Here is a 22,046-nt window from a genome sequence, read left to right on the forward strand (position 1 = left end):
GTCAGCAACCAGAAAAAAAGATCCAAAAAAGGCTTGTGCATCCGATTCGGATCCCTATAATGCGCCTCCATCGACACGGCACAACGGCTTACGCCACGCGGTGTTGAGCGGTTCAGCGAAGCCTGAATCGCCGGAGAAAAACTTCTGAAAAAGGGGTTGACTCTGAAAGAGGAAAGCGTAATATACGCCACCTCGCGACAACGGCACGAAGCGCCGGTCGCACCGCTCTTTAACAATTTATCAGACAATCTGTGTGGGCACTCACAGGACGGATATCGCAAAACACATTTGCAGTATCAAGTCTCAGAGTGAACACGTAATTCATTACGACGTTTTTCTTTGAGCATCAGACTTTAATTGAAGAGTTTGATCATGGCTCAGATTGAACGCTGGCGGCAGGCCTAACACATGCAAGTCGAACGGTAACAGGAAGCAGCTTGCTGCTTCGCTGACGAGTGGCGGACGGGTGAGTAATGTCTGGGGATCTGCCCGATGGAGGGGGATAACCACTGGAAACGGTGGCTAATACCGCATAACGTCGCAAGACCAAAGTGGGGGACCTTCGGGCCTCACACCATCGGATGAACCCAGATGGGATTAGCTAGTAGGTGGGGTAACGGCTCACCTAGGCGACGATCCCTAGCTGGTCTGAGAGGATGACCAGCCACACTGGAACTGAGACACGGTCCAGACTCCTACGGGAGGCAGCAGTGGGGAATATTGCACAATGGGCGCAAGCCTGATGCAGCCATGCCGCGTGTATGAAGAAGGCCTTCGGGTTGTAAAGTACTTTCAGCGGGGAGGAAGGGATGGTGCTTAATACGCGCCGTCATTGACGTTACCCGCAGAAGAAGCACCGGCTAACTCCGTGCCAGCAGCCGCGGTAATACGGAGGGTGCAAGCGTTAATCGGAATTACTGGGCGTAAAGCGCACGCAGGCGGTCTGTTAAGTCAGATGTGAAATCCCCGGGCTTAACCTGGGAACTGCATTTGAAACTGGCAGGCTTGAGTCTCGTAGAGGGGGTAGAATTCCAGGTGTAGCGGTGAAATGCGTAGAGATCTGGAGGAATACCGGTGGCGAAGGCGGCCCCCTGGACGAAGACTGACGCTCAGGTGCGAAAGCGTGGGGAGCAAACAGGATTAGATACCCTGGTAGTCCACGCCGTAAACGATGTCGACTTGGAGGCTGTTTCCTTGAGAAGTGGCTTCCGGAGCTAACGCGTTAAGTCGACCGCCTGGGGAGTACGGCCGCAAGGTTAAAACTCAAATGAATTGACGGGGGCCCGCACAAGCGGTGGAGCATGTGGTTTAATTCGATGCAACGCGAAGAACCTTACCTGGTCTTGACATCCACGGAATTCGGCAGAGATGCCTTAGTGCCTTCGGGAACCGTGAGACAGGTGCTGCATGGCTGTCGTCAGCTCGTGTTGTGAAATGTTGGGTTAAGTCCCGCAACGAGCGCAACCCTTATCCTTTGTTGCCAGCGCGTGATGGCGGGAACTCAAAGGAGACTGCCGGTGATAAACCGGAGGAAGGTGGGGATGACGTCAAGTCATCATGGCCCTTACGACCAGGGCTACACACGTGCTACAATGGCGCATACAAAGAGAAGCGACCTCGCGAGAGCAAGCGGACCTCATAAAGTGCGTCGTAGTCCGGATTGGAGTCTGCAACTCGACTCCATGAAGTCGGAATCGCTAGTAATCGTGGATCAGAATGCCACGGTGAATACGTTCCCGGGCCTTGTACACACCGCCCGTCACACCATGGGAGTGGGTTGCAAAAGAAGTAGGTAGCTTAACCTTCGGGAGGGCGCTTACCACTTTGTGATTCATGACTGGGGTGAAGTCGTAACAAGGTAACCGTAGGGGAACCTGCGGTTGGATCACCTCCTTACCAAGCTGATACCTTCCCGTGAAGTGCTCACACAGATTGTCTGATAGAAAGCATGAGCAAGGCGTTTACGCGTAGGGGGTACGGTGACAAAAGACATTGTCGCTCGATTTTCTTGAGAAAATCTCGCCCTTACACGAAATTAGCGAATCGGTGATTCGCTGAGCAAATTTCGTGTCCCCTTCGTCTAGAGGCCCAGGACACCGCCCTTTCACGGCGGTAACAGGGGTTCGAATCCCCTAGGGGACGCCACTTGCTGGTAGTGTGAGTGAAAGTCGCGTACCCGTCATATCCTAAAACTGACTTGCGAGTCAGCTTTACGATATTGCTCTTTAACAATCCGGAACAAGCTGAAAATTTGAAAGAGCAGCTTCTTGTATAAAGAACTGTTCAGAGTCTCTCAATTTCTCGCACCATGCGGTGTCGCAAGACGCCTGCGGGTTGTGAGGTTAAGCGACCAAGCGTACACGGTGGATGCCCTGGCAGTCAGAGGCGATGAAGGACGTGCTAATCTGCGAAAAGCGCCGGTGAGGTGATATGAACCGCTATCAGCCGGCGATGTCCGAATGGGGAAACCCAGTGTGATTCGTCACACTATCGTTAAGTGAATACATAGCTTAACGAGGCGAACCGGGGGAACTGAAACATCTAAGTACCCCGAGGAAAAGAAATCAACCGAGATTCCCTGAGTAGCGGCGAGCGAACGGGGAACAGCCCAGAGCCTGAATCAGCATGTGTGTCAGTGGAAGCGTCTGGAAAGGCGCACGGTACAGGGTGACAGTCCCGTACACGAAGATGCATGTGCTGTGAGCTCGATGAGTAGGGCGGGACACGTGGTATCCTGTCTGAATATGGGGGACCATCCTCCAAGGCTAAATACTCCTGACTGACCGATAGTGAACCAGTACCGTGAGGGAAAGGCGAAAAGAACCCCGGCGAGGGGAGTGAAAAAGAACCTGAAACCGTGTACGTACAAGCAGTGGGAGCCTTCATTTATGAGGGTGACTGCGTACCTTTTGTATAATGGGTCAGCGACTTATATTCTGTAGCAAGGTTAACCGTATAGGGGAGCCGCAGGGAAACCGAGTCTTAACCGGGCGCTCAGTTGCAGGGTATAGACCCGAAACCCGGTGATCTAGCCATGGGCAGGTTGAAGGTTGGGTAACACTAACTGGAGGACCGAACCGACTAATGTTGAAAAATTAGCGGATGACCTGTGGCTGGGGGTGAAAGGCCAATCAAACCGGGAGATAGCTGGTTCTCCCCGAAAGCTATTTAGGTAGCGCCTCGTGAATTCATCTCCGGGGGTAGAGCACTGTTTCGGCTAGGGGGCCATCCCGGCTTACCAACCCGATGCAAACTGCGAATACCGGAGAATGTTATCACGGGAGACACACGGCGGGTGCTAACGTCCGTCGTGAAGAGGGAAACAACCCAGACCGCCAGCTAAGGTCCCAAAGTCATGGTTAAGTGGGAAACGATGTGGGAAGGCCCAGACAGCCAGGATGTTGGCTTAGAAGCAGCCATCATTTAAAGAAAGCGTAATAGCTCACTGGTCGAGTCGGCCTGCGCGGAAGATGTAACGGGGCTAAACCATGCACCGAAGCTGCGGCAGCGACGCGAATGCGTTGTTGGGTAGGGGAGCGTTCTGTAAGCCTGCGAAGGTGTGCTGTGAGGCATGCTGGAGGTATCAGAAGTGCGAATGCTGACATAAGTAACGATAAAGCGGGTGAAAAGCCCGCTCGCCGGAAGACCAAGGGTTCCTGTCCAACGTTAATCGGGGCAGGGTGAGTCGACCCCTAAGGCGAGGCCGAAAGGCGTAGTCGATGGGAAACGGGTTAATATTCCCGTACTCGGTGTTACTGCGAAGGGGGACGGAGAAGGCTATGTTGGCCGGGCGACGGTTGTCCCGGTTTAAGCGTGTAGGCTGACTTTCCAGGCAAATCCGGAAGGTCAAGGCTGAGGCGTGACGACGAGGCACCACGGTGCTGAAGCAACAAATGCCCTGCTTCCAGGAAAAGCCTCTAAGCATCAGGTAACAGTGAATCGTACCCCAAACCGACACAGGTGGTCAGGTAGAGAATACCAAGGCGCTTGAGAGAACTCGGGTGAAGGAACTAGGCAAAATGGTGCCGTAACTTCGGGAGAAGGCACGCTGGCATGTAGGTGGAGGGACCCGCTCCCCGAGCCGAAGCCAGTCGAAGATACCAGCTGGCTGCAACTGTTTATTAAAAACACAGCACTGTGCAAACACGAAAGTGGACGTATACGGTGTGACGCCTGCCCGGTGCCGGAAGGTTAATTGATGGGGTTATCGCAAGAGAAGCTCCTGATCGAAGCCCCGGTAAACGGCGGCCGTAACTATAACGGTCCTAAGGTAGCGAAATTCCTTGTCGGGTAAGTTCCGACCTGCACGAATGGCGTAATGATGGCCAGGCTGTCTCCACCCGAGACTCAGTGAAATTGAACTCGCTGTGAAGATGCAGTGTACCCGCGGCAAGACGGAAAGACCCCGTGAACCTTTACTACAGCTTGACACTGAACATTGAGCCTTGATGTGCAGGATAGGTGGGAGGCTTTGAAGCGTGGACGCCAGTCTGCGTGGAGCCATCCTTGAAATACCACCCTTTAATGTTTGATGTTCTAACCTGGCGCCATAATCTGGCGTGGGGACAGTGTCTGGTGGGTAGTTTGACTGGGGCGGTCTCCTCCCAAAGTGTAACGGAGGAGTACGAAGGTCAGCTAATCACGGTCGGACATCGTGAGGTTAGTGCAATGGCATAAGCTGGCTTGACTGCGAGAGTGACGGTTCGAGCAGGTGCGAAAGCAGGTCATAGTGATCCGGTGGTTCTGAATGGAAGGGCCATCGCTCAACGGATAAAAGGTACTCCGGGGATAACAGGCTGATACCGCCCAAGAGTTCATATCGACGGCGGTGTTTGGCACCTCGATGTCGGCTCATCACATCCTGGGGCTGAAGTAGGTCCCAAGGGTATGGCTGTTCGCCATTTAAAGTGGTACGCGAGCTGGGTTTAGAACGTCGTGAGACAGTTCGGTCCCTATCTGCCGTGGGCGCTGGAAGACTGAGAGGGGTTGCTCCTAGTACGAGAGGACCGGAGTGAACGCACCGCTGGTGTTCGGGTTGTCATGCCAATGGCACTGCCCGGTAGCTAAGTGCGGAAGAGATAAGTGCTGAAAGCATCTAAGCACGAAACTTGCCTCGAGATGAGTCTTCCCTGAGACCGTGAGTCTCCTGAAGGGACGTTGAAGACGACGACGTTGATAGGCCGGGTGTGTAAGCGCAGCGATGCGTTGAGCTAACCGGTACTAATGACCCGTGAGGCTTAACCTTACAACGCCACAGGCGTTTTGGGGATGAGAGACGATTTTCAGCTTTGTTTACCGGATAAAAGAAATCTGCGGAAACGAAAGATGTTGCGCTGAAGCAAGGCGGCAAATGAGACATCAGGAAGGAGCATACAGCGGTATGTGACTGAGTGATGCGAATGCGGCCAACGCAGCAGCAGCGCGGGAGATTCGTTTCCGGCACAAAGAATTTGCCTGGCGGCAAGAGCGCGGTGGTCCCACCTGACCCCATGCCGAACTCAGAAGTGAAACGCCGCAGCGCCGATGGTAGTGTGGGGCCTCCCCATGCGAGAGTAGGGAACTGCCAGGCATCAAATTTAGTGTGCTGATATGGCTCAGTTGGTAGAGCGCACCCTTGGTAAGGGTGAGGTCCCCAGTTCGACTCTGGGTATCAGCACCAGTTTTAAAACAGGCGGGCAAGATTGCGGCCTGAGCTTAATAAAGCACAACATATTAAATAAGTCGTCACTGACAGCTTATAAAGAATTTGCCTGGCGGCAAGAGCGCGGTGGTCCCACCTGACCCCATGCCGAACTCAGAAGTGAAACGCCGCAGCGCCGATGGTAGTGTGGGGCCTCCCCATGCGAGAGTAGGGAACTGCCAGGCATCAAACAAACGACAGAGCCTCAGCGAAAGCTGAGGCTTTTTCGTTTCTGCTTATCCAGATTTTGCGTATAAAACGTTGCTTGAAAGAACCGATCTCCAGTTGCTGAAACAGCCCCGGCATCCTGCCTGGGCTGACCATTTAATTTAGTGAATGACCTGAGATAAAAACATGCGTGTACGCTCTGACTTCGGATGAGCGAAAAATTCTTGTGGCGGCGCCTCTTCCACAATCTCCCCGCGATCCATAAATATCACCCGATCGGCAACAGTACGCGCGAATCCCATTTCATGGGTGACGCAAAGCATTGTCATACCATCTTCCGCCAGACCAATCATGGTATCCAACACCTCTTTTACCATCTCTGGATCGAGCGCCGAGGTCGGCTCATCGAACAGCATAATCTTCGGCTTCATACAGAGTGAGCGGGCGATAGCCACGCGTTGCTGCTGGCCACCGGAAAGCTGGCCGGGAAACTTATGAGCATGTTCGGCGATGCGTACGCGCTCCAGGTAATGCATCGCCAACTCTTCCGCCTGTTTCTTTGCGGTTTTACGTACCCAGATCGGCGCCAGCGTACAGTTCTGCAAGACAGTCAAATGCGGGAATAGATTAAAGTGCTGGAAAACCATCCCCACCTCAGTACGTACTTTCTCTATATTGCGTAAGTCATCATTCAGGTGAATACCGTCAACGACAATACGACCCTGCTGATGTTCTTCCAGGTGATTGATGCAGCGTATGGTGGTGGATTTACCTGAGCCGGATGGCCCGCACAGCACGATGCGTTCACGCGGCTTCACCGTCAGGTTGATATTTTTCAGTACATGAAACTGCCCATACCACTTATTAACGTTTTCCAGCGTAATCATGGCGTTAGAAGAATTAATTATAGAGGTCATGAGTGATCCTTAATGCGGCTTACGCCCGGTGTGAAAACGCTTCTCCAGGTACTGGCTGTAGCGCGACATGCTGAAACAGAAGATCCAATAGATCATGGCGGCGAAGACATAGCCTTCCGTCGACATGCCGAGCCAGGCGGGATCGACGGTAGCCTGCTGCACGCTGCTAAAAAGATCGAACAGGCCGATAATGATCACCAGGCTGGTATCTTTAAACAGCGCGATAATGGTATTAACCAGTCCAGGGATCGTCAGCTTTAGCGCCTGTGGCAGGATTACCAACAGCTGTGTTTTCCAGTAGCCCAGCGCCAGTGACTCGGCCGCTTCCGTCTGTCCTTTCGGCAGCGCCTGCAATCCGCCTCGCACAACTTCCGCAACGTAGGCTGACTGGAACAGGATAACGCCGACCAGCGCCCGCACCAGCTTATCGATACTGGTACCCTCTGCCATAAACAGCGGAAGCATTACCGATGACATAAACAGCACGGTAATCAGCGGCACGCCGCGCCAAAACTCAATAAAAATCACCGAGAGCGCCCGCACCACCGGCATGGTAGAACGCCGCCCCAGCGCCAGCAGAATACCCAGCGGCAGCGCGCCGGCGATACCCACTGCTGCGATAATCAGCGTCAGGGTTAAACCGCCCCACTGACGGGTCTCCACACGCTCAAGCCCAAAAATGCCGCCATACAGCATCAGCCAGACAAAAAGTGGAAACGCCACGGCCCAGACAGCGATATAGCGGCCGCGCTGCCGCAGGCGGCTGATAAACATCGGCACTAATGAAAGCAGGCCGACAACCAGCGTCATATTGATGCGCCAGCGAAGTTCATGCGGATAGAGTCCGTACATAAACTGGCCGAAACGCGCATGAACGAATACCCAGCAAGCGCCCTCTTTGGTGCAGTCAGCCCGGCTTTCGCCAAACCAGTTCGCCTGGAAGATGAGCCAGTTCAATGCTGGCGGAATAACCTGCCAGGCCAGCCACAGGCAGAGCAATGTCAGCAAAGAATTAAACCAACTGGAAAAAAGATTCTTACGCGCCCAGGCAGACGCGCGCATCACTGCGTTCGTTGAAACTGGGGGCGTATCATGTGTTGTCACCGTCATAATGTTCTGTACCTTTTAACGCTCGACCAGGGCGATTTTGCGGTTGTAGATATTCATCAGCAGAGAAATCAACAGGCTGATCGTCAGGTATACCGCCATGGTCATGGCAATGGTTTCAATCGCCTGACCGGTCTGGTTCAGCACCGTGCCGGCAAAAAGCGAAACCATATCGGGATAGCCGATGGCGGCCGCCAGCGATGAGTTTTTAACGATATTCAGATACTGACTGGTGAGCGGCGGAATAATGACCCGCATTGCCTGTGGAATGATCACCTGCCGCAGCGTCACCGGGTTCGGCAGGCCCAGCGACATCGCCGCTTCATGTTGCCCATAGGGTACGGACTGAATGCCGGAACGAATCACCTCCGCAATAAACGAAGAGGTGTAGATAGAAAGCGCCAATGTCAGCGCGGCCAATTCCGGGATCAGGGCGAAGCCGCCGCGGAAGTTGAAGCCACGCAGCGTGGGGACGTCCCAGTGCATCGCTGCGCCGAACAGCAAATGCGCGATAAAAGGAAAGATAACCAGCATCGCCAGCGCAGCGGGCCAGGTACGGCGCAGGCGGCCCGTTTTCAGTTGATAGTTACGGTTGTAGCGGAACAGCGCCACGGATGCGCCGATGGCCAGCAGCAGCGCGATAACAAACGGCCAGGTGCCAACGGTATATTCCGGCCAGGGGATATAAAGGCCGCGATTGCTGATAAACGCCAGGTCAAATGCGCTTAATGCCTGACGCGGACCTGGCAGATTACGCAGGACAGCGAAGTACCAGAAAAAGATTTGCAGCAGCGGCGGAATATTGCGGAAGATTTCGATATAGACCGCAGAGATTTTGCGCAGCAGCCAGTTGTCCGACAGGCGCGCCAGCCCGATGAAAAAGCCCAGAACCGACGCAAACACAATACAGAGGGCGGAAACCAGCAGGGTATTGGTTAAGCCCACCAGAAAAACGCGCGCGTAGGTATCGCCGTCGGTGTAGTCGATCAAATGCTGTACGATGCCGAAACCGGCGCCGCGTTCTAAAAAGCCGAAGCCGGAAGTAATACCCCGGCTCGCCAGATTAATAACCGTATTGTGGATGAGATATCCCACTACGGAGAAGACCGCAAGAATCGCGAGGATCTGGTAAAGCCAGGCGCGAACCGCAGGATTAGAGAATGAAAAATCCCTTTTCACGGTTGGGCGTTGAGACATAATGGACCTCAATAGCGAAAATGCCGGCATGGGCGCCGTAGTCGGCGCCCTGTATAACAACAGAAGAATTAACGTACCGGCGGCGCGTACTGGATACCACCATCTTTCCAGAGCGCGTTCTGGCCACGAGCAATTTTCAGCTGGCTATCTTTCCCCACGTTGCGATCGAAACTCTCCTGATAGTTGCCGACCTGTTTGATAATGTTATAAGCCCATTTATTGTCGAGTTTCAGATCCTTGCCAAAATCGCCTTCCGCGCCCAGCAGGTGCGCCATATCCGGCGTGGTGGGCTTAGCGGCCATCTGATCGACGTTTCTCGAATTTATGCCCATCTCTTCCGCATTCAGCATCGCGTAGAACGACCATTTCACAATCGTGAACCAATCATCATCGCCACGGCGCACCAGCGGCCCCAGCGGCTCTTTAGAAATCACTTCCGGCAGCACAATGAACTCGTCTGGCTTGCCGAGTTTGATGCGCAGCGCATAAAGCTGCGACTGGTCAGAGGCGAGCGTATCGCAGCGGCCGCTGTCCAGCGCTTTCGCTGATTCATCAGAACGGTCAAAGGTTACCGGCGTGTACTGCATCTTATTGGCTTTGAAATAGTCCGCCACGTTGAGTTCGGTATCGGTGCCAGCCTGAATACAGACCGTCGCGCCATCCAACTCTTTTGCGCTTTTCAGCCCGGCCTTGTTATGGGTAAGAAAGCCGATGCCGTCGTAATAATTGACGCCAGCGAATAAAAAGCCCATGCCGCCGTCGCGGGATGAAGTCCAGGTCGTGTTGCGCGACAGCAAATCAACTTCGCCGGACTGCAGGGCGGTAAAGCGCTCTTTGGCGGTCAGCGGGGTATATTTCACCTTAGTGGCGTCGCCAAAGACGGCGGCGGCGGTAGCCCGGCAGACGTCAACATCCAGTCCGGTGAATTTGCCGTTGGCGTCCGCATAGGAAAAGCCCGGCAGGCCGTCGCTGATGCCGCACTGAACGAAACCTTTCTTCTTGATGGCATCCAGCGTCGCGCCGGCATGGGCCTGATTAGCCACGGCAAACAGCGACGCGGCGGTAACCAGAGCGGAAAGCATCTTTTTATTCATACATTATCCTGTGTGACGTGGTCGTATTGTTATGTTTGGTGACGAGCGCTTGTGCTTGCGCTTTTCCTGTCTGTGGCGGTCAGCCATCCACCACTCTGCAAAGAAAGTGCCAGAGTCGCAGATTCCTGATTTTCGTGAGGGCAGTATTGATAACCGAAGGTAACTGGAAAGTTTGGTTACTATCGCGCACCAGTATGATGCAGCGTAAGTCGACGCGATCACAAAGCGTGCAAAGAGTTTTACGCTATGTGAGCAATGTGAACTGGCGCGCACCAGCGTGGGGAATGTTCAGGGACGGGCATAAAAAAGCCCGCCTGTTTTGCAACAGGCGGGCGCTAAAGGTTCAGCTCGCTAGTAGAGCGAGGCGGCGCCGATCGGGCGCGTTTTAAAGCGGCGGTGCAGCCAGAGATACTGGCTTGGTGCGCGTAAAATTTCTTTCTCGATGACTTTATTCATATAGGCGGCGGCAGCCTGCTCATCATCCAGTGGGTAATCTTCCAGCTGAGGCTGGATCACCAGTTCATATCCCTGTCCGCGTTCTTTACGGATCAGAACGACGGTAATCATTGCCGGGCGCGCCAGGCGAGCCAGCATAAAGGTGCCGCTGGTGGTCGCGGCCTGCGGCACAGCGAACAACGGCGCGAACACGCTGCCTTTCGGACCGTAATCCTGATCCGGCGCGAACCATACCGCTTCGCCCTGTTTCAGGGCTTTCACCATGCCGCGCAGATCGCGACGGTCAATCATCGCTTTATTCGAACGGGTGCGGCCTTTAGTCTGCACCCACTCCATCAGTTTGCTGTTATGAGGGCGATACATCGCCATCATCGGCTGACAAAGCCCCATCGTACGTCCGCCCAGCTCCAGCGACATGAAGTGCACGCCGATAATTAGCGCGCCGCGCTTATTTTGCTGCGCCGTTTTCAGGTTGTGCAGACCATTCACCGTAAACCAGCGTTTCACGCGGCTATCGGGCCAGAACCAGGCCATCCCGGTTTCCATCAGGCCCATACCCAGCGATTCAAAGTTGTGCACAATACGCTGTTCCAGCTCGCAGGACGGCAGATCGGGGAAACAGAGCTCCAGGTTGCGACGCGTAATGCGCACACGCCTTGGTAGAAAGCGCATTGAAGTCCGGCCCATCCAGACGCCCAGTCGTTCAATCAGCGGAAAGGGGAGCTGAACCAGTAGAAAAAGAACGCCCAGACCGAACCAGTTCAGCCAGTAGCGCGGATGCAACAGATCAAAGGTGAAGGATGTAGATGATTTCATGACGCTCACTTATGCGTAAAAGAAGGATGTAGCGCATAATGACGTCAATCAATCGCGGTACAGATTCTCAGACACCGATCGGGAAGAGAAGTTAGGCGGGACGGCCCATATTTACAAAAAACGGACAATTCTTGCGGTCCAGACATTAAAAAAGGCGCATCCGGGAGGTGCGCCTTTTTTCACAGCGGTGAAGATTAATTCATGCCGTATTTTTTCAGTTTCTTACGCAGCGTACCGCGGTTAATGCCCATCATCAGGGCTGCACGGGTCTGGTTGCCACGGGTATATTGCATCACCATGTCCAACAGAGGCTGCTCTACTTCAGCCAGTACCAGCTCATACAGATCATTAACATCCTGACCATTCAATTGAGCAAAATAGTTCTTCAGTGCCTGTTTTACCGAATCACGCAGCGGCTTTTGCGTTACCTGATCCTGTGAGTTAACGGTAGAAACGGTCAGTACGTCAGAATTTACGCGTTGTTCGAACATAGTTCTGTCAGCTCTTTATTTCGTTTACGCAAGTTTTTCGAAGTATGCCTCCAACGCCTCCAGCTGTTCGCTGGCATCCTCAATGGCGTTGAATGTGCGCCGAAACTGGTCGTTTGGGGCATGCTCCTGGAGATACCAGGAGACGTGTTTTCGCGCAATACGGTATCCTTTGCCGTGACCGTAAAAGTCGTGCAGTTCCCGTATATGCCCGATTAGCAAGCGCTTCACTTCTGCCAACGGCATGGGTGGGAGCAACTCCCCAGTGTCCAGATAATGCTGGATTTCCCGGAAGATCCACGGTCTTCCCTGAGCGGCACGGCCTATCATCAGGGCATCAGCCCCCGTATAGTCGAGCACCGCCCTGGCCTTGTGCGGGTCAGTAATGTCTCCGTTCGCGATAACCGGAATGGAAACGTTCTGCTTAACTGTCCGAATGCTGTCGTATTCAGCGTTACCGTTGAACAAACAGGCGCGAGTACGTCCATGAATGGTCAGGGCCTGAATACCACAACGTTCAGCCAATTGGGCAATTTCAGTGCAATTACGATTTTCTGTATCCCAGCCGGTACGGATCTTTAAGGTCACCGGCACCTCTACGGCATTTACCACGGCGGTAAGAATACTCTTTACCACGTCAGGATATTGCAGCAGCGCGGAGCCAGCCATCTTACGATTCACCTTCTTAGCCGGGCAGCCCATATTGATATCAATAACCTGTGCGCCGGATGCCACATTAATCCGCGCCGCTTCGGCCATATCATCAGGATCGCAACCGGCAATCTGCACGGTGCGAATTCCGGGCTCGTCACTGTGTACCATACGCAAACGAGACTTATCGCTGGCCCAAACTTCCGGGTTTGACGACATCATCTCGGAAACGGTCATCCCGGCTCCCATCTGATAACAGAGCGTTCTGAAAGGCCTGTCGGTAATACCGGCCATCGGAGCGGCTATCAATTGATTACGGAGCTGGTGTTGTCCAATGCGCATGAAAAAGAAGTGACCATATCTACTCGCAAGGCGGCGTATATTACGCATTTTTTACTGAAGATGAAAGGCCAAACTTTGAACAATCAGTGTGGAAAAATCATGGAAAAGTGGGTTACTGTTTAGCCTTTAAAAGTTTGCTTATTAAAAACAACGGCTTAAAAATATAAGCTGAAATTGTGAGCAAAGATTTTTCTTAATTTGTGATCGCTTTCGCAATATAAAAGCAGCTTTCCGGCAGATAAAACCGGACATTCCGCGGCATGGTCATGCCGGAAAGCGTAGCAAAGACGGCAAAAGGCAGCGGTTCAGTTCACTATTTGCCGCCCATTAAGCGGCTGTAATGGACGATTATTGGCATGAATGAGCGCCTTGGTAAACTGCGTCAACTGCGCTGGTGAGGCCTCTACCTGCTGCTTCATCACCAGCCAAATGACGCCTTCGCTGCAGGGCGGCGTGGTCAGCGAACCGCTAAAACGATAATAGTGCCTGTCCTCAGGATAAAGATGCGTTAACTGCAATTTCTGCTGCAACGCCTGCACTTGATGCTGCTTCGGCGGCAGCGAGCTCAGAATCATGTCCAGTGCAGGGTTATCGTCGCCAGCAACCACCATCACGGCAACCACGGCCAGCTCACCGTTAGCGTTCTCATGCACAAAATGGATCTCCAGCGGAAAGCTTTGCCCATTGATATGATTTTCGCTGGGAGCGTGAAAATGGAACTGCCTGAGCGTCCAGCGCTGATCGTCCAGCAGGAAATCATCGTCATCCTCCACTTCAATCTGCACCGTATGGCCATTGTTGACGATGGATTTCGCATGGGGATGAAAGCTGAGCTGAAGCGGCGGCAGGTTGCCGTTTATGGGATGTTGGATATTGACAGGCGACTGATACATACCTTTATTGCAGGTCTGCCAGCGCTCACTGAGTTCGCCCCAGTGTTCCGGCGATGCTTTGCCTTCATAGGACCATTGAATTCCCGCCAGCGCGGGCGTCATCCAGGTTAGCGCCAGCGCCAATAACGCCGTTGAGGTTTTTTTCATCCTGATCTTCCTTCTGTAGGATTGATATCGGCGCTTCATGCGCCGTCCGGTCGGGACGATAAACGCCCAACCAGCACAGGAGAGTATAAAATAGTGCCGGAGAAAAAGTGGCAAAAAAAGCGAAAGCGAGAAGGGACGAAAATAGCGCGCTGCGACAGCATTTCACAGCGCGCGAAGAAGACTTAGCGGCGGACGCCGGTAATACGGCACCATTCCTCTTTTTCCGCTACCGGATCGAGCGTGAAGCGTTCTTCATAGGCTTCACACACGCTTTCCGCCTGGCTGGCGAGAATACCTGACAGACCGAGATAGCCGCCGGATTTAGGCAGCACGCTAATCAACGGCGCCAGCTCACGCAGCGGTCCGGCGAGAATGTTCGCCACTACCACGTCGGCGCTGAGATCGGCCGGCTGCTCGTGGGGCAGATAAAGCGACAGACGATCGGAGACGCCGTTGCGCTCGGCATTATCGCGACTGGCCTGAATAGCCTGCGGATCGATATCGATACCGATAGCCTGCGCCGCGCCGAGCTTCAGCGCCGCGATCGCCAGAATGCCGGAGCCGCAGCCGAAATCGATAACGGTTTTACCTTGCAGATCGAGCCCGTCCAGCCAGCTCAGGCAGAGCGCCGTGGTCGGGTGCGTGCCGGTGCCGAAGGCCAGACCCGGATCGAGCATCACATTCACCGCATCCGGTTCGGGCACGTCGCGCCAGCTGGGGCAGATCCACAAACGCTGACCGAAGCGCATAGGATGAAAGTTCTCCATCCATTCGCGCTCCCAGTCTTTATCTTCGATCTGCTCGATCTTATGGCGGAAGCCTGGACCTAACAGCGGATCCTGCTCCAGCAGGCTGACCACTTCCGCCATATCCGTTTCGGCATCAAACAGGCCGATAGCGTCAGTATCGCCCCACAGACGCGTTTCGCCTGGCAGCGGCTCGAATACCGGCGTGTCATGCGTATCCTGGAAGGTCACCGACACGGCACCCTGTTCCATTAACAGGTCACCCAGCGCTTCCGCATCCGCGCCGGTAGTGTTGATCTTAATTTGTATCCAGGGCATAGCGATTCTCTTTATTCATACAGTGAAGAGGCGTCATCCGGCGCAGGCGCCGAACGACCAAACAGATTACCGATAACAAAGGCCAACAGGCTTAACAGCAGCGCCGGCACAATCGGATGAAAGCCGCCCGGCTCCAGATGCAGCGCTGCCAGCAGCGTATAGGAGGCGGCGCCGACGATCATCGCGCTCAGGGCGCCCGCCGCGTTGGCTTTTTCCCAGTAGAGGCCTAATACCAGCGGCCACAGGAACACTGCTTCCAGCCCGCCGAACGCCAGCAGGTTCAGCCAGATAATCATATCGGGCGGACTCCACGCCGCCAGCAGCAGCAGTAGACCGAGCACCAGCGTAATCATGCCGGACAGACGGCGCAGGCGCAGCTCGTTATTCAGCTGCTGCGGATAAAGGCGTAAATAGAGATCTTTAACGATCGTCGCGGAGGACTGCAACAGCTGCGCGTTGATCGTCGACATGATCGCCGCCATCGGCGCCGCCAGAAAGATCCCGGCGGCAAAAGGCGGCAGCACCGCGAGCATCAGCGTTGGGATCACGCGATCCGGCACTGTCAGATCGGGCAGGATCGCCCGGCCCAGAGCGCCCGCCAGATGCATGCCCAGCATCAGCACCGCTACCACAATGGTGCCGACGACGATGCCGCGATGCACCGCCTTGCTGTCTTTATAGGAGATGCAGCGCACCGCCGTGTGTGGCAGCCCAATCACGCCAAAGCAGACCAGCACCACGAACGAGGAAAGGAAGGTCGGCGTAATAATATTGTCGACGCCCTGTGGGGTCACCAGGCGCGGATCGATTTGTTGAAGTTTGGTGACGGCTGCGTGCATGCCGCCCGCGGCGTGCACCACGGCGAACAGCAGCAGAAAAGTGCCGATCAGCATCACCAGGCCCTGCATCGCATCATTCAGCACGCTGGCGCGGAAGCCGCCGAACGCCGTGTAAAGCGCAATGGTGCCGCCGAAAATCAGCAGGCCGGTATTGTAAGGAATGCCCGCCGCGGTCTCCAGCAGTCTGGCGCCGCCGATAAACTGCACCGTCATCGCGCCGACGAATGCTACCAGCAGGCTGAGGCTGGAAAGCCAGACCAGCAGCGGGCTGCGGTAGCGCGCATAGAGCATGTCGTTGAGCGTGACCGCATGATAACGACGCGCGAGAATAGCGAACTTTTTGCCCAGCACTCCCAGCGACAACCAGACGGCTGGCACCTGAACCATCGCCAGCAGCACCCAGCCGAGACCATACTTATAGGCGGCGCCCGGCCCGCCGATAAACGAGCTGGCGCTGATATAGGTGGTGGTCAGCGTCATCGCCAACACGAAACCGCCCATTGAACGCCCGCCGAGAAAATATTCGTTCAGGAAGTTGCCGGTGCGCCGTTTACGCATGGCGTAGAGGGAGAGAGCGGCGATCAGCAGCAGGTAGCCCAGCAGGGGAAGGATGACTTCAGCTTTCATGATTATCCTCCAGCGGGATATCGCGGAAGACCACGCGGATCATCAGCCAGCAGAGAAAGATAAACAGCAGCGGGGCGAAAAAGCAGGAGAGTTCAAACCAGCGCGGCAGGCCGGTAACGCCGGGCTGCATGCCGCCCAGCCAGGCGCAAAGCGCCCATACCGCCAGATACGCCAGCGCCAGCCAGAAGGACCAGCGGGCCTCGCGGTGTGCCTGGATAAAGCGCGCATCCATAAGAGAGCCTTTCATTATGTGCGAAACCAGAATGAGAAAAGGCCGGACAAGCCGGCCTCAGACAGGGCAACGGGAGAATTACTTCTCCGCCAGACCCAGCTTTTTCTCCAGGTAGTGGATGTTGGTTCCACCGTGCTGGAAGTTTTCGTCTGACATGATCTTCATCTGCAGCTCAACGTTGGTTTTGATGCCGTCGATGATCAGCTCAGCCAGTGCGTTTTTCATGCGGGCAATCGCCACGTCACGGTTTTCACCGTAGGTAATCAGCTTGCCGATCATGGAGTCGTAGTAGGGCGGCACGCTGTAACCGGCATAAATATGCGATTCCCAACGCACGCCAAAACCGCCTGGCGCATGGAAACGGGTAATTTTGCCCGGACTCGGCAGAAAAGTGTTCGGATCTTCCGCATTGATACGGCATTCCACCGCGTGGCCTTTCACCACCACCTCTTCCTGCTTGATAGAAAGCGGCTGGCCTGCTGCGATGCGCAGCTGCTCTTTGATCAAATCCACGCCGGTGATCATCTCGGTAACCGGATGCTCAACCTGAATACGGGTGTTCATCTCGATAAAGTAGAACTCGCCGTTTTCATACAGGAACTCGAAGGTGCCTGCGCCGCGGTAACCGATCTCCACGCACGCCTGGGTACAGCGTTCGCCGATATAGCGACGCATTTCCATGGTAATGCCCGGCGCCGGCGCTTCTTCAACCACTTTCTGGTGACGACGCTGCATAGAGCAGTCGCGTTCCGCCAGATAGATGGCGTTGCCCTGACCGTCCGCCAACACCTGAATCTCGATGTGGCGCGGGTTTTCAAGGTACTTCTCCATGTAGACCATGTCGTTGTTGAAAGCGGCTTTCGCTTCCGCACGGGTCATGTTAATGGAGTTTTCCAGCTCTTTATCGCTGCGAACGACGCGCATACCGCGCCCGCCGCCGCCGCCGGAGGCTTTGATAATTACCGGATAGCCGATGCGCTTGGCGATGGCGCGGTTCTTATCCATATCGTCGCCCAGCGGACCGTCAGAACCCGGCACGCAAGGCACGCCCGCTTTTTTCATCGCGTTGATTGCAGAAACTTTGTCGCCCATCAGGCGAATCGTTTCGGCACGCGGACCGATGAAAATAAAGCCGGAACGCTCTACCTGCTCGGCAAAGTCGGCGTTTTCAGACAGGAAGCCGTAGCCTGGGTGAATCGCCACCGCGCCGGTGATTTCCGCTGCGGAGATCAGCGCCGGAATGTTCAGGTAGCTTTTAACTGAGGGCGCCGGACCGATACATACGGTCTCGTCCGCCAGCAGCACATGTTTCAGATCGCGATCCGCCGTAGAGTGTACCGCAACGGTTTTGATGCCCAGTTCTTTACAGGCACGCAAAATGCGCAGAGCGATCTCACCGCGGTTAGCAATAACAATTTTATCCAGCATGGTGCGCCTCGTTATTCGATGACGACCAGCGGCTCGTCAAACTCAACAGGTTGACCGCTTTCGACCAGGATAGCTTTAACCACGCCCGCCTTGTCTGCTTCGATCTGGTTCATCATCTTCATGGCTTCAACGATGCACAGGGTATCGCCGATATTCACTTTCTGACCGACTTCGACAAACGCTTTCGCATCCGGGCTCGGCGTACGATAGAAGGTGCCGACCATCGGAGAGCGCACGATGTGGCCGCTCAGTTCCGCAGCGACAGGCGCTTCGATCGCTGGCGCAGCGGCAGGCGCTACAGCGGTAGCCAGAGCAGGCTGCGGAGCTGGCGCGGCGTAAGCCTGTTGCATCATCGGATAAGCGGGAGCTGCAGGTGCGCGGCTGATGCGAACGGATTCCTCGCCTTCAGAGATTTCAAGTTCGGCGATACCGGATTCTTCAACCAGTTCGATCAGTTTTTTAATCTTACGAATATCCATGAGTGTGGGTCCGTACTCTATTTAATTTGATTTGACAGGCGTTTTACTGCCGTTTGTAAAGCCCAGGTGTAACCGTCGACGCCAAGTCCACAGATTACGCCGGCAGCAATATCAGAAAGCCAGGAATGGTGGCGAAAGGGCTCGCGGGCATGTACGTTGGTGATATGCACCTCGATAAAAGGGATATCTACCGCCAGCAATGCATCGCGCAGCGCTACGCTGGTATGCGTAAAGGCCGCCGGGTTAATGACGATATAATCGACATTGCCTCTCGCCTCATGAATACGCTCAATCAGAACGTGTTCTGCATTCGACTGCAAATGGCTGAGTTTCACATTCAACGCGCTGGCCTGCGATGTCAGATCGTCAACGATCCCGGTCAGCGTGCTGCGCCCATATTTTTCCGGTTCGCGCGTCCCCAGTAAATTGAGGTTCGGACCGTTCAAGAGCAGAATATGAAAATCGTGCGCCATTTTGCTGCTATCTCCTGCAATAATTGAGGCATCGCGTAAAATACCTCGTGAGAAGCTATTTGTCACCTTTCTGGAGGCGAAAAATAGCCCGTCACTGCAACCGAAGCTGGGCATTATAATGATTTCGTTGCTTTTCGCAGCTAAATACTGGTCTTATCTGCGAAGTTTATCAACCACGGTTAATGAAAGATTTAGTTAAACAGTATGGATATGTGGGATGCGGCACAGATCGCGCCGCTATTTTACAAACCAGCGCCAAAACTTTTTATAGCGCCAGGCGAGCAGGATAAGCGCCAAAAGCGCATAGATCAGCGGCTGCGGAGAAAGAACTTTTACCGACCAGATATAGTGAACCGGCGCGAGGATCGCCACCAGATAAATCATATTGTGCAGAGTTTGCCAGCGGCGTCCCAGTTTTCGCTGCGCCTTCTGGAAAGAAGTGAGCGCCAGCGCCAGCAACGTCAGCCAGCTGATAATCCCCAGCGTCAGATAAGGACGTGAAATCAGTTCCGATCCCAGCAGTCGCAGATTGTTAAGGCCCAGCTCCAACAGCGAATAGCTCAGCAGATGCAGCGTCGCCCAGGCGAAACACCACAGCCCCAACAGGCGGCGCACCCGAATCAGCAGCGGCTGGCGTCCATAGCGCGCCAGCGGCGAAACCAGCAGGGTGGCGAGCAGGAACTTCAGCGCCATGCGGCCGGTAAAGTGCTGAATATCTTTCGCCGGGTCGGCGCTAAAGCCGGTACCCTGCAGCACGGCGAAAATCAGCCACAATAAGGGCAACAGTCCCGCCAGATGCAGCAGGACTTTCAGGCCGGTTATCTGTTTTAACGTCAGACGCACTCAGAAATTCTCCCGCAAATCGAGCCCGCGATAGAGCGACGCCACCTGGTCGCCATAGCCGTTGAACAGCAATGTCGGCTGGCGATCGACATTCAGAATGCCGCCGGCGCCGATAAAGCGTTCGGTCGCCTGCGACCAGCGCGGATGATCCACATGCGGATTCACATTGGCGAAAAAGCCATACTCATCCGGCGCCAGCTGATTCCAGGTGGTCGGCGGACGATCGCGCGTCAGCTTAATGTGCACGATCGATTTGATGCCCTTAAAGCCATATTTCCACGGTACCGTCAGACGGACAGGCGCGCCGTTTTGCGGCGGCAGCGCTTTGCCATAAACGCCGGTAGAAAGCAGGGTCAACGGATGCATCGCCTCATCCAGACGCAGCCCTTCGACATAGGGATAATCCAGCCCGCCGCCAATAAAACGATCCTTCTGGCCAGGCATCTGATCAGGGGCATATACCGTCTGGAAAGCGACAAAACGCGCATTGCTGGTGGGCTCGGCGGCTTTCAGCAACTGGCCCAGCTCAAAGCCGACCCAGGGGATCACCATCGACCAGGCTTCCACGCAGCGCATGCGGTAGATACGCTGCTGCTGCGGAAAGCGCTTGAAAATATCATCCATATCGAGCGTAAGCGGCCTGGCGACCTCGCCGTCGATGCGGATCTTCCAGTCATCCGTTTTCAGGCTGCCAGCGTTGGCGGCCGGATCGGCTTTATCGAGCCCGAACTCATAGAAGTTGTTATAACCGCTGACTTTATCTTCCGGCGTGAGCGGCAGGGAGGATTGCCAGGCTTCCGGTTTGCTGAAATCGAGCGGACGGCCCGCTGGCGCAGGTGGTCGATCGTTGCCCTTGAACCAGGAAAGTACATCGGCGCGTGCGGCGCCAGGGACGGTAAGCGCCGCGGCGCTTAAACCGAGCGCCTTCAAAATCTGTCGGCGCTGCTGATGGAAAATCGTTTCGGGTGTGATATCAGCTTCAGTGAGCTTAGTGACCGGCTTCATAACGCGACTCCTGTGCAATCTCCCTGCGGCGCGGCAGGGAGCAGATAAGTAAGCATGCAGCAAAAAGTCGGACCGGGACGATTTTTCACATTAAAATGTGAAATTTCCTGGCGCTTATCCCTGAGTCACTTTCACCAGCGTACGTCCGGTGACTTCATTATTTAGCAGACGGCGAGCGGCGTCTGCGGCGTCGCTCAGCGCCACTTCCACCGTCGCCTGCTGATAAAAGCTGGCGGGAACGGTTTTCACCAGTCGTTTCCAGGCTTCAAGACGGCGCGGCGTCGGCGTTTGCACCGAATCGACGCCCTGCAGACGCACGTTGCGCAGAATAAACGGCATCACCGAGGTTGGCAGCGCAAAGCCGCCCGCCAGACCGCAGGCGGCGACAACGCCGGAGTAGTGCATCTGCGCCAGTACGCTGGCCAGCACTTTGTCGCCGACGGTATCGATGGCCCCTGCCCAGCGCTGTTTTTCCAACGGACGACTGTCGCTGCTGAACTCGCTGCGCGGCAGCACGTTAGCGGCGCCCAACTGACGCAGATAATCGCCGTTGCTTTCCCGTCCGCTGACTGCCGTCACCTGATAACCCAGCGCGTTCAGCAGGGCGACGGCGGTGCTGCCGACGCCGCCGCTGGCGCCGGTCACCAGCACGTCGCCTTTATCGGGCGTCACGCCGCCTTCTTCCAGCGCCATGACGCACAGCATCGCAGTGAAGCCGGCGGTGCCCAAAATCATTGCCTGGCGGTCGCTTAATCCTTCCGGCAGCGGCACCAGCCAGTCGCCGTTAACGCGCGCCTGTTCCGCCAGCCCGCCCCAGTGCGTTTCTCCCACGCCGAAGCCGGTCAGCACCACCTGCTGCCCGACATGAAAACGCGGATCTTCGCTGTGGCGCACCGTACCGGCAAAATCGATGCCGGGCACCATCGGGAACTGGCGAATGATTTTGCCTTTGCCCGTAATCGCAAGTGCGTCTTTATAGTTAATGCCTGACCAGTTAACATCCACGGTCACGTTACCTGCCGGCAGCTGCTCTGGTGAAATGTCGCGTAATACCGTCTGGTATACGCCGTCAGTTTGTTCTATCAGTAAAGCCTGCATGA

The 22,046-nt window shown here is 55.1% G+C and carries 17 protein-coding genes, 2 tRNA genes and 4 rRNA genes; 6 read left to right on the plus strand and 17 right to left on the minus strand.

Features of this window, described 5'->3' with window-relative positions:
* The first annotated feature begins 354 nt into the window (after positions 1–354).
* The 6 genes from C2E16_RS02340 (at position 355) to rrf (C2E16_RS02365) (ending at position 5,865) form a co-directional block, all read left to right on the plus strand.
* Positions 355–1,896: ribosomal RNA gene (locus C2E16_RS02340) — 16S ribosomal RNA — on the plus strand.
* Between the two features lie 173 nt (positions 1,897–2,069).
* Positions 2,070–2,145, plus strand: a tRNA-Glu gene (locus tag C2E16_RS02345).
* A 195-nt stretch (positions 2,146–2,340) separates the two neighbouring features.
* Positions 2,341–5,245: ribosomal RNA gene (locus C2E16_RS02350) — 23S ribosomal RNA — on the plus strand.
* 208 nt (positions 5,246–5,453) lie between these two features.
* Positions 5,454–5,569, plus strand: a 5S ribosomal RNA gene (rrf, locus tag C2E16_RS02355).
* Between the two features lie 14 nt (positions 5,570–5,583).
* A tRNA-Thr gene (locus C2E16_RS02360) sits at positions 5,584–5,659 on the plus strand.
* Positions 5,660–5,749: 90 nt separating this feature from the next.
* Positions 5,750–5,865, plus strand: a 5S ribosomal RNA gene (gene rrf, locus C2E16_RS02365).
* The 16S, 23S and 5S rRNA genes sit together here with 2 tRNA genes alongside, the layout of an rRNA operon.
* A gap of 144 nt (positions 5,866–6,009) precedes the next feature.
* On the opposite strand, the gene C2E16_RS02370 is transcribed toward rrf (C2E16_RS02365), so the two are convergent.
* The 17 genes from C2E16_RS02370 to acuI form a co-directional block, all read right to left on the minus strand.
* The gene (locus C2E16_RS02370) at positions 6,010–6,765 is read right to left on the minus strand and encodes an amino acid ABC transporter ATP-binding protein (RefSeq protein WP_038628882.1); all 756 of its coding nucleotides are present in this window, start codon (positions 6,763–6,765) and stop codon (positions 6,010–6,012) included.
* A 9-nt stretch (positions 6,766–6,774) separates the two neighbouring features.
* Positions 6,775–7,875 (minus strand): amino acid ABC transporter permease, encoded by a 1,101-nt coding sequence (locus C2E16_RS02375; RefSeq protein ID WP_084970266.1) that lies wholly within the window; start codon positions 7,873–7,875, stop codon positions 6,775–6,777.
* A 15-nt stretch (positions 7,876–7,890) separates the two neighbouring features.
* Positions 7,891–9,069 (minus strand): amino acid ABC transporter permease, encoded by a 1,179-nt coding sequence (locus C2E16_RS02380; RefSeq protein WP_038628878.1) that lies wholly within the window; start codon positions 9,067–9,069, stop codon positions 7,891–7,893.
* Positions 9,070–9,137: 68 nt separating this feature from the next.
* Positions 9,138–10,163: an amino acid ABC transporter substrate-binding protein gene (locus C2E16_RS02385; protein ID WP_084970265.1), complete on the minus strand. Its 1,026-nt coding sequence runs from the start codon at positions 10,161–10,163 to the stop codon at positions 9,138–9,140.
* Between the two features lie 351 nt (positions 10,164–10,514).
* The gene (lpxP, locus tag C2E16_RS02390) at positions 10,515–11,435 is read right to left on the minus strand and encodes a kdo(2)-lipid IV(A) palmitoleoyltransferase (protein WP_084970264.1); all 921 of its coding nucleotides are present in this window, start codon (positions 11,433–11,435) and stop codon (positions 10,515–10,517) included.
* A gap of 194 nt (positions 11,436–11,629) precedes the next feature.
* Positions 11,630–11,926 (minus strand): DNA-binding transcriptional regulator Fis, encoded by a 297-nt coding sequence (gene fis / locus C2E16_RS02395; RefSeq protein ID WP_000462905.1) that lies wholly within the window; start codon positions 11,924–11,926, stop codon positions 11,630–11,632.
* Positions 11,927–11,950: 24 nt separating this feature from the next.
* A complete protein-coding gene (dusB, locus tag C2E16_RS02400; protein WP_038630166.1) occupies positions 11,951–12,916 on the minus strand; it encodes a tRNA dihydrouridine synthase DusB in 966 nt (321 codons plus the stop codon).
* A 305-nt stretch (positions 12,917–13,221) separates the two neighbouring features.
* Positions 13,222–13,956 (minus strand): carbonic anhydrase, encoded by a 735-nt coding sequence (locus C2E16_RS02405; RefSeq protein ID WP_084970263.1) that lies wholly within the window; start codon positions 13,954–13,956, stop codon positions 13,222–13,224.
* A 182-nt stretch (positions 13,957–14,138) separates the two neighbouring features.
* Positions 14,139–15,020: a 50S ribosomal protein L11 methyltransferase gene (gene prmA, locus C2E16_RS02410; RefSeq protein ID WP_038628865.1), complete on the minus strand. Its 882-nt coding sequence runs from the start codon at positions 15,018–15,020 to the stop codon at positions 14,139–14,141.
* 11 nt (positions 15,021–15,031) lie between these two features.
* On the minus strand, positions 15,032–16,486 hold the full coding sequence (panF, locus tag C2E16_RS02415; protein ID WP_038628863.1) for a sodium/pantothenate symporter: 1,455 nt from the start codon (positions 16,484–16,486) through the stop codon (positions 15,032–15,034).
* A complete protein-coding gene (locus C2E16_RS02420) occupies positions 16,476–16,718 on the minus strand; it encodes a YhdT family protein (protein WP_038628861.1) in 243 nt (80 codons plus the stop codon). Before C2E16_RS02420 ends, panF begins: the two co-directional genes overlap by 11 nt.
* Before the next feature lie 78 nt (positions 16,719–16,796).
* A complete protein-coding gene (gene accC, locus C2E16_RS02425) occupies positions 16,797–18,146 on the minus strand; it encodes an acetyl-CoA carboxylase biotin carboxylase subunit (RefSeq protein ID WP_038628859.1) in 1,350 nt (449 codons plus the stop codon).
* 11 nt (positions 18,147–18,157) lie between these two features.
* The gene (gene accB / locus C2E16_RS02430) at positions 18,158–18,625 is read right to left on the minus strand and encodes an acetyl-CoA carboxylase biotin carboxyl carrier protein (RefSeq protein ID WP_084970262.1); all 468 of its coding nucleotides are present in this window, start codon (positions 18,623–18,625) and stop codon (positions 18,158–18,160) included.
* Positions 18,626–18,642: 17 nt separating this feature from the next.
* The gene (gene aroQ, locus C2E16_RS02435) at positions 18,643–19,098 is read right to left on the minus strand and encodes a type II 3-dehydroquinate dehydratase (RefSeq protein WP_038628856.1); all 456 of its coding nucleotides are present in this window, start codon (positions 19,096–19,098) and stop codon (positions 18,643–18,645) included.
* A gap of 237 nt (positions 19,099–19,335) precedes the next feature.
* Positions 19,336–19,941, minus strand: coding sequence for a protein-methionine-sulfoxide reductase heme-binding subunit MsrQ (gene msrQ, locus C2E16_RS02440; protein ID WP_038628854.1), 606 nt, complete (start codon positions 19,939–19,941; stop codon positions 19,336–19,338).
* Positions 19,942–20,946, minus strand: coding sequence for a protein-methionine-sulfoxide reductase catalytic subunit MsrP (gene msrP, locus C2E16_RS02445; RefSeq protein WP_038628852.1), 1,005 nt, complete (start codon positions 20,944–20,946; stop codon positions 19,942–19,944).
* Positions 20,947–21,060: 114 nt separating this feature from the next.
* Positions 21,061–22,044: an acrylyl-CoA reductase (NADPH) gene (gene acuI / locus C2E16_RS02450; protein WP_084970261.1), complete on the minus strand. Its 984-nt coding sequence runs from the start codon at positions 22,042–22,044 to the stop codon at positions 21,061–21,063.
* Positions 22,045–22,046: the final 2 nt, after the last annotated feature.

Origin of the sequence: Mixta calida (genome assembly GCF_002953215.1) — a bacterium.
GTDB classification, from domain to species: domain Bacteria; phylum Pseudomonadota; class Gammaproteobacteria; order Enterobacterales; family Enterobacteriaceae; genus Mixta; species Mixta calida.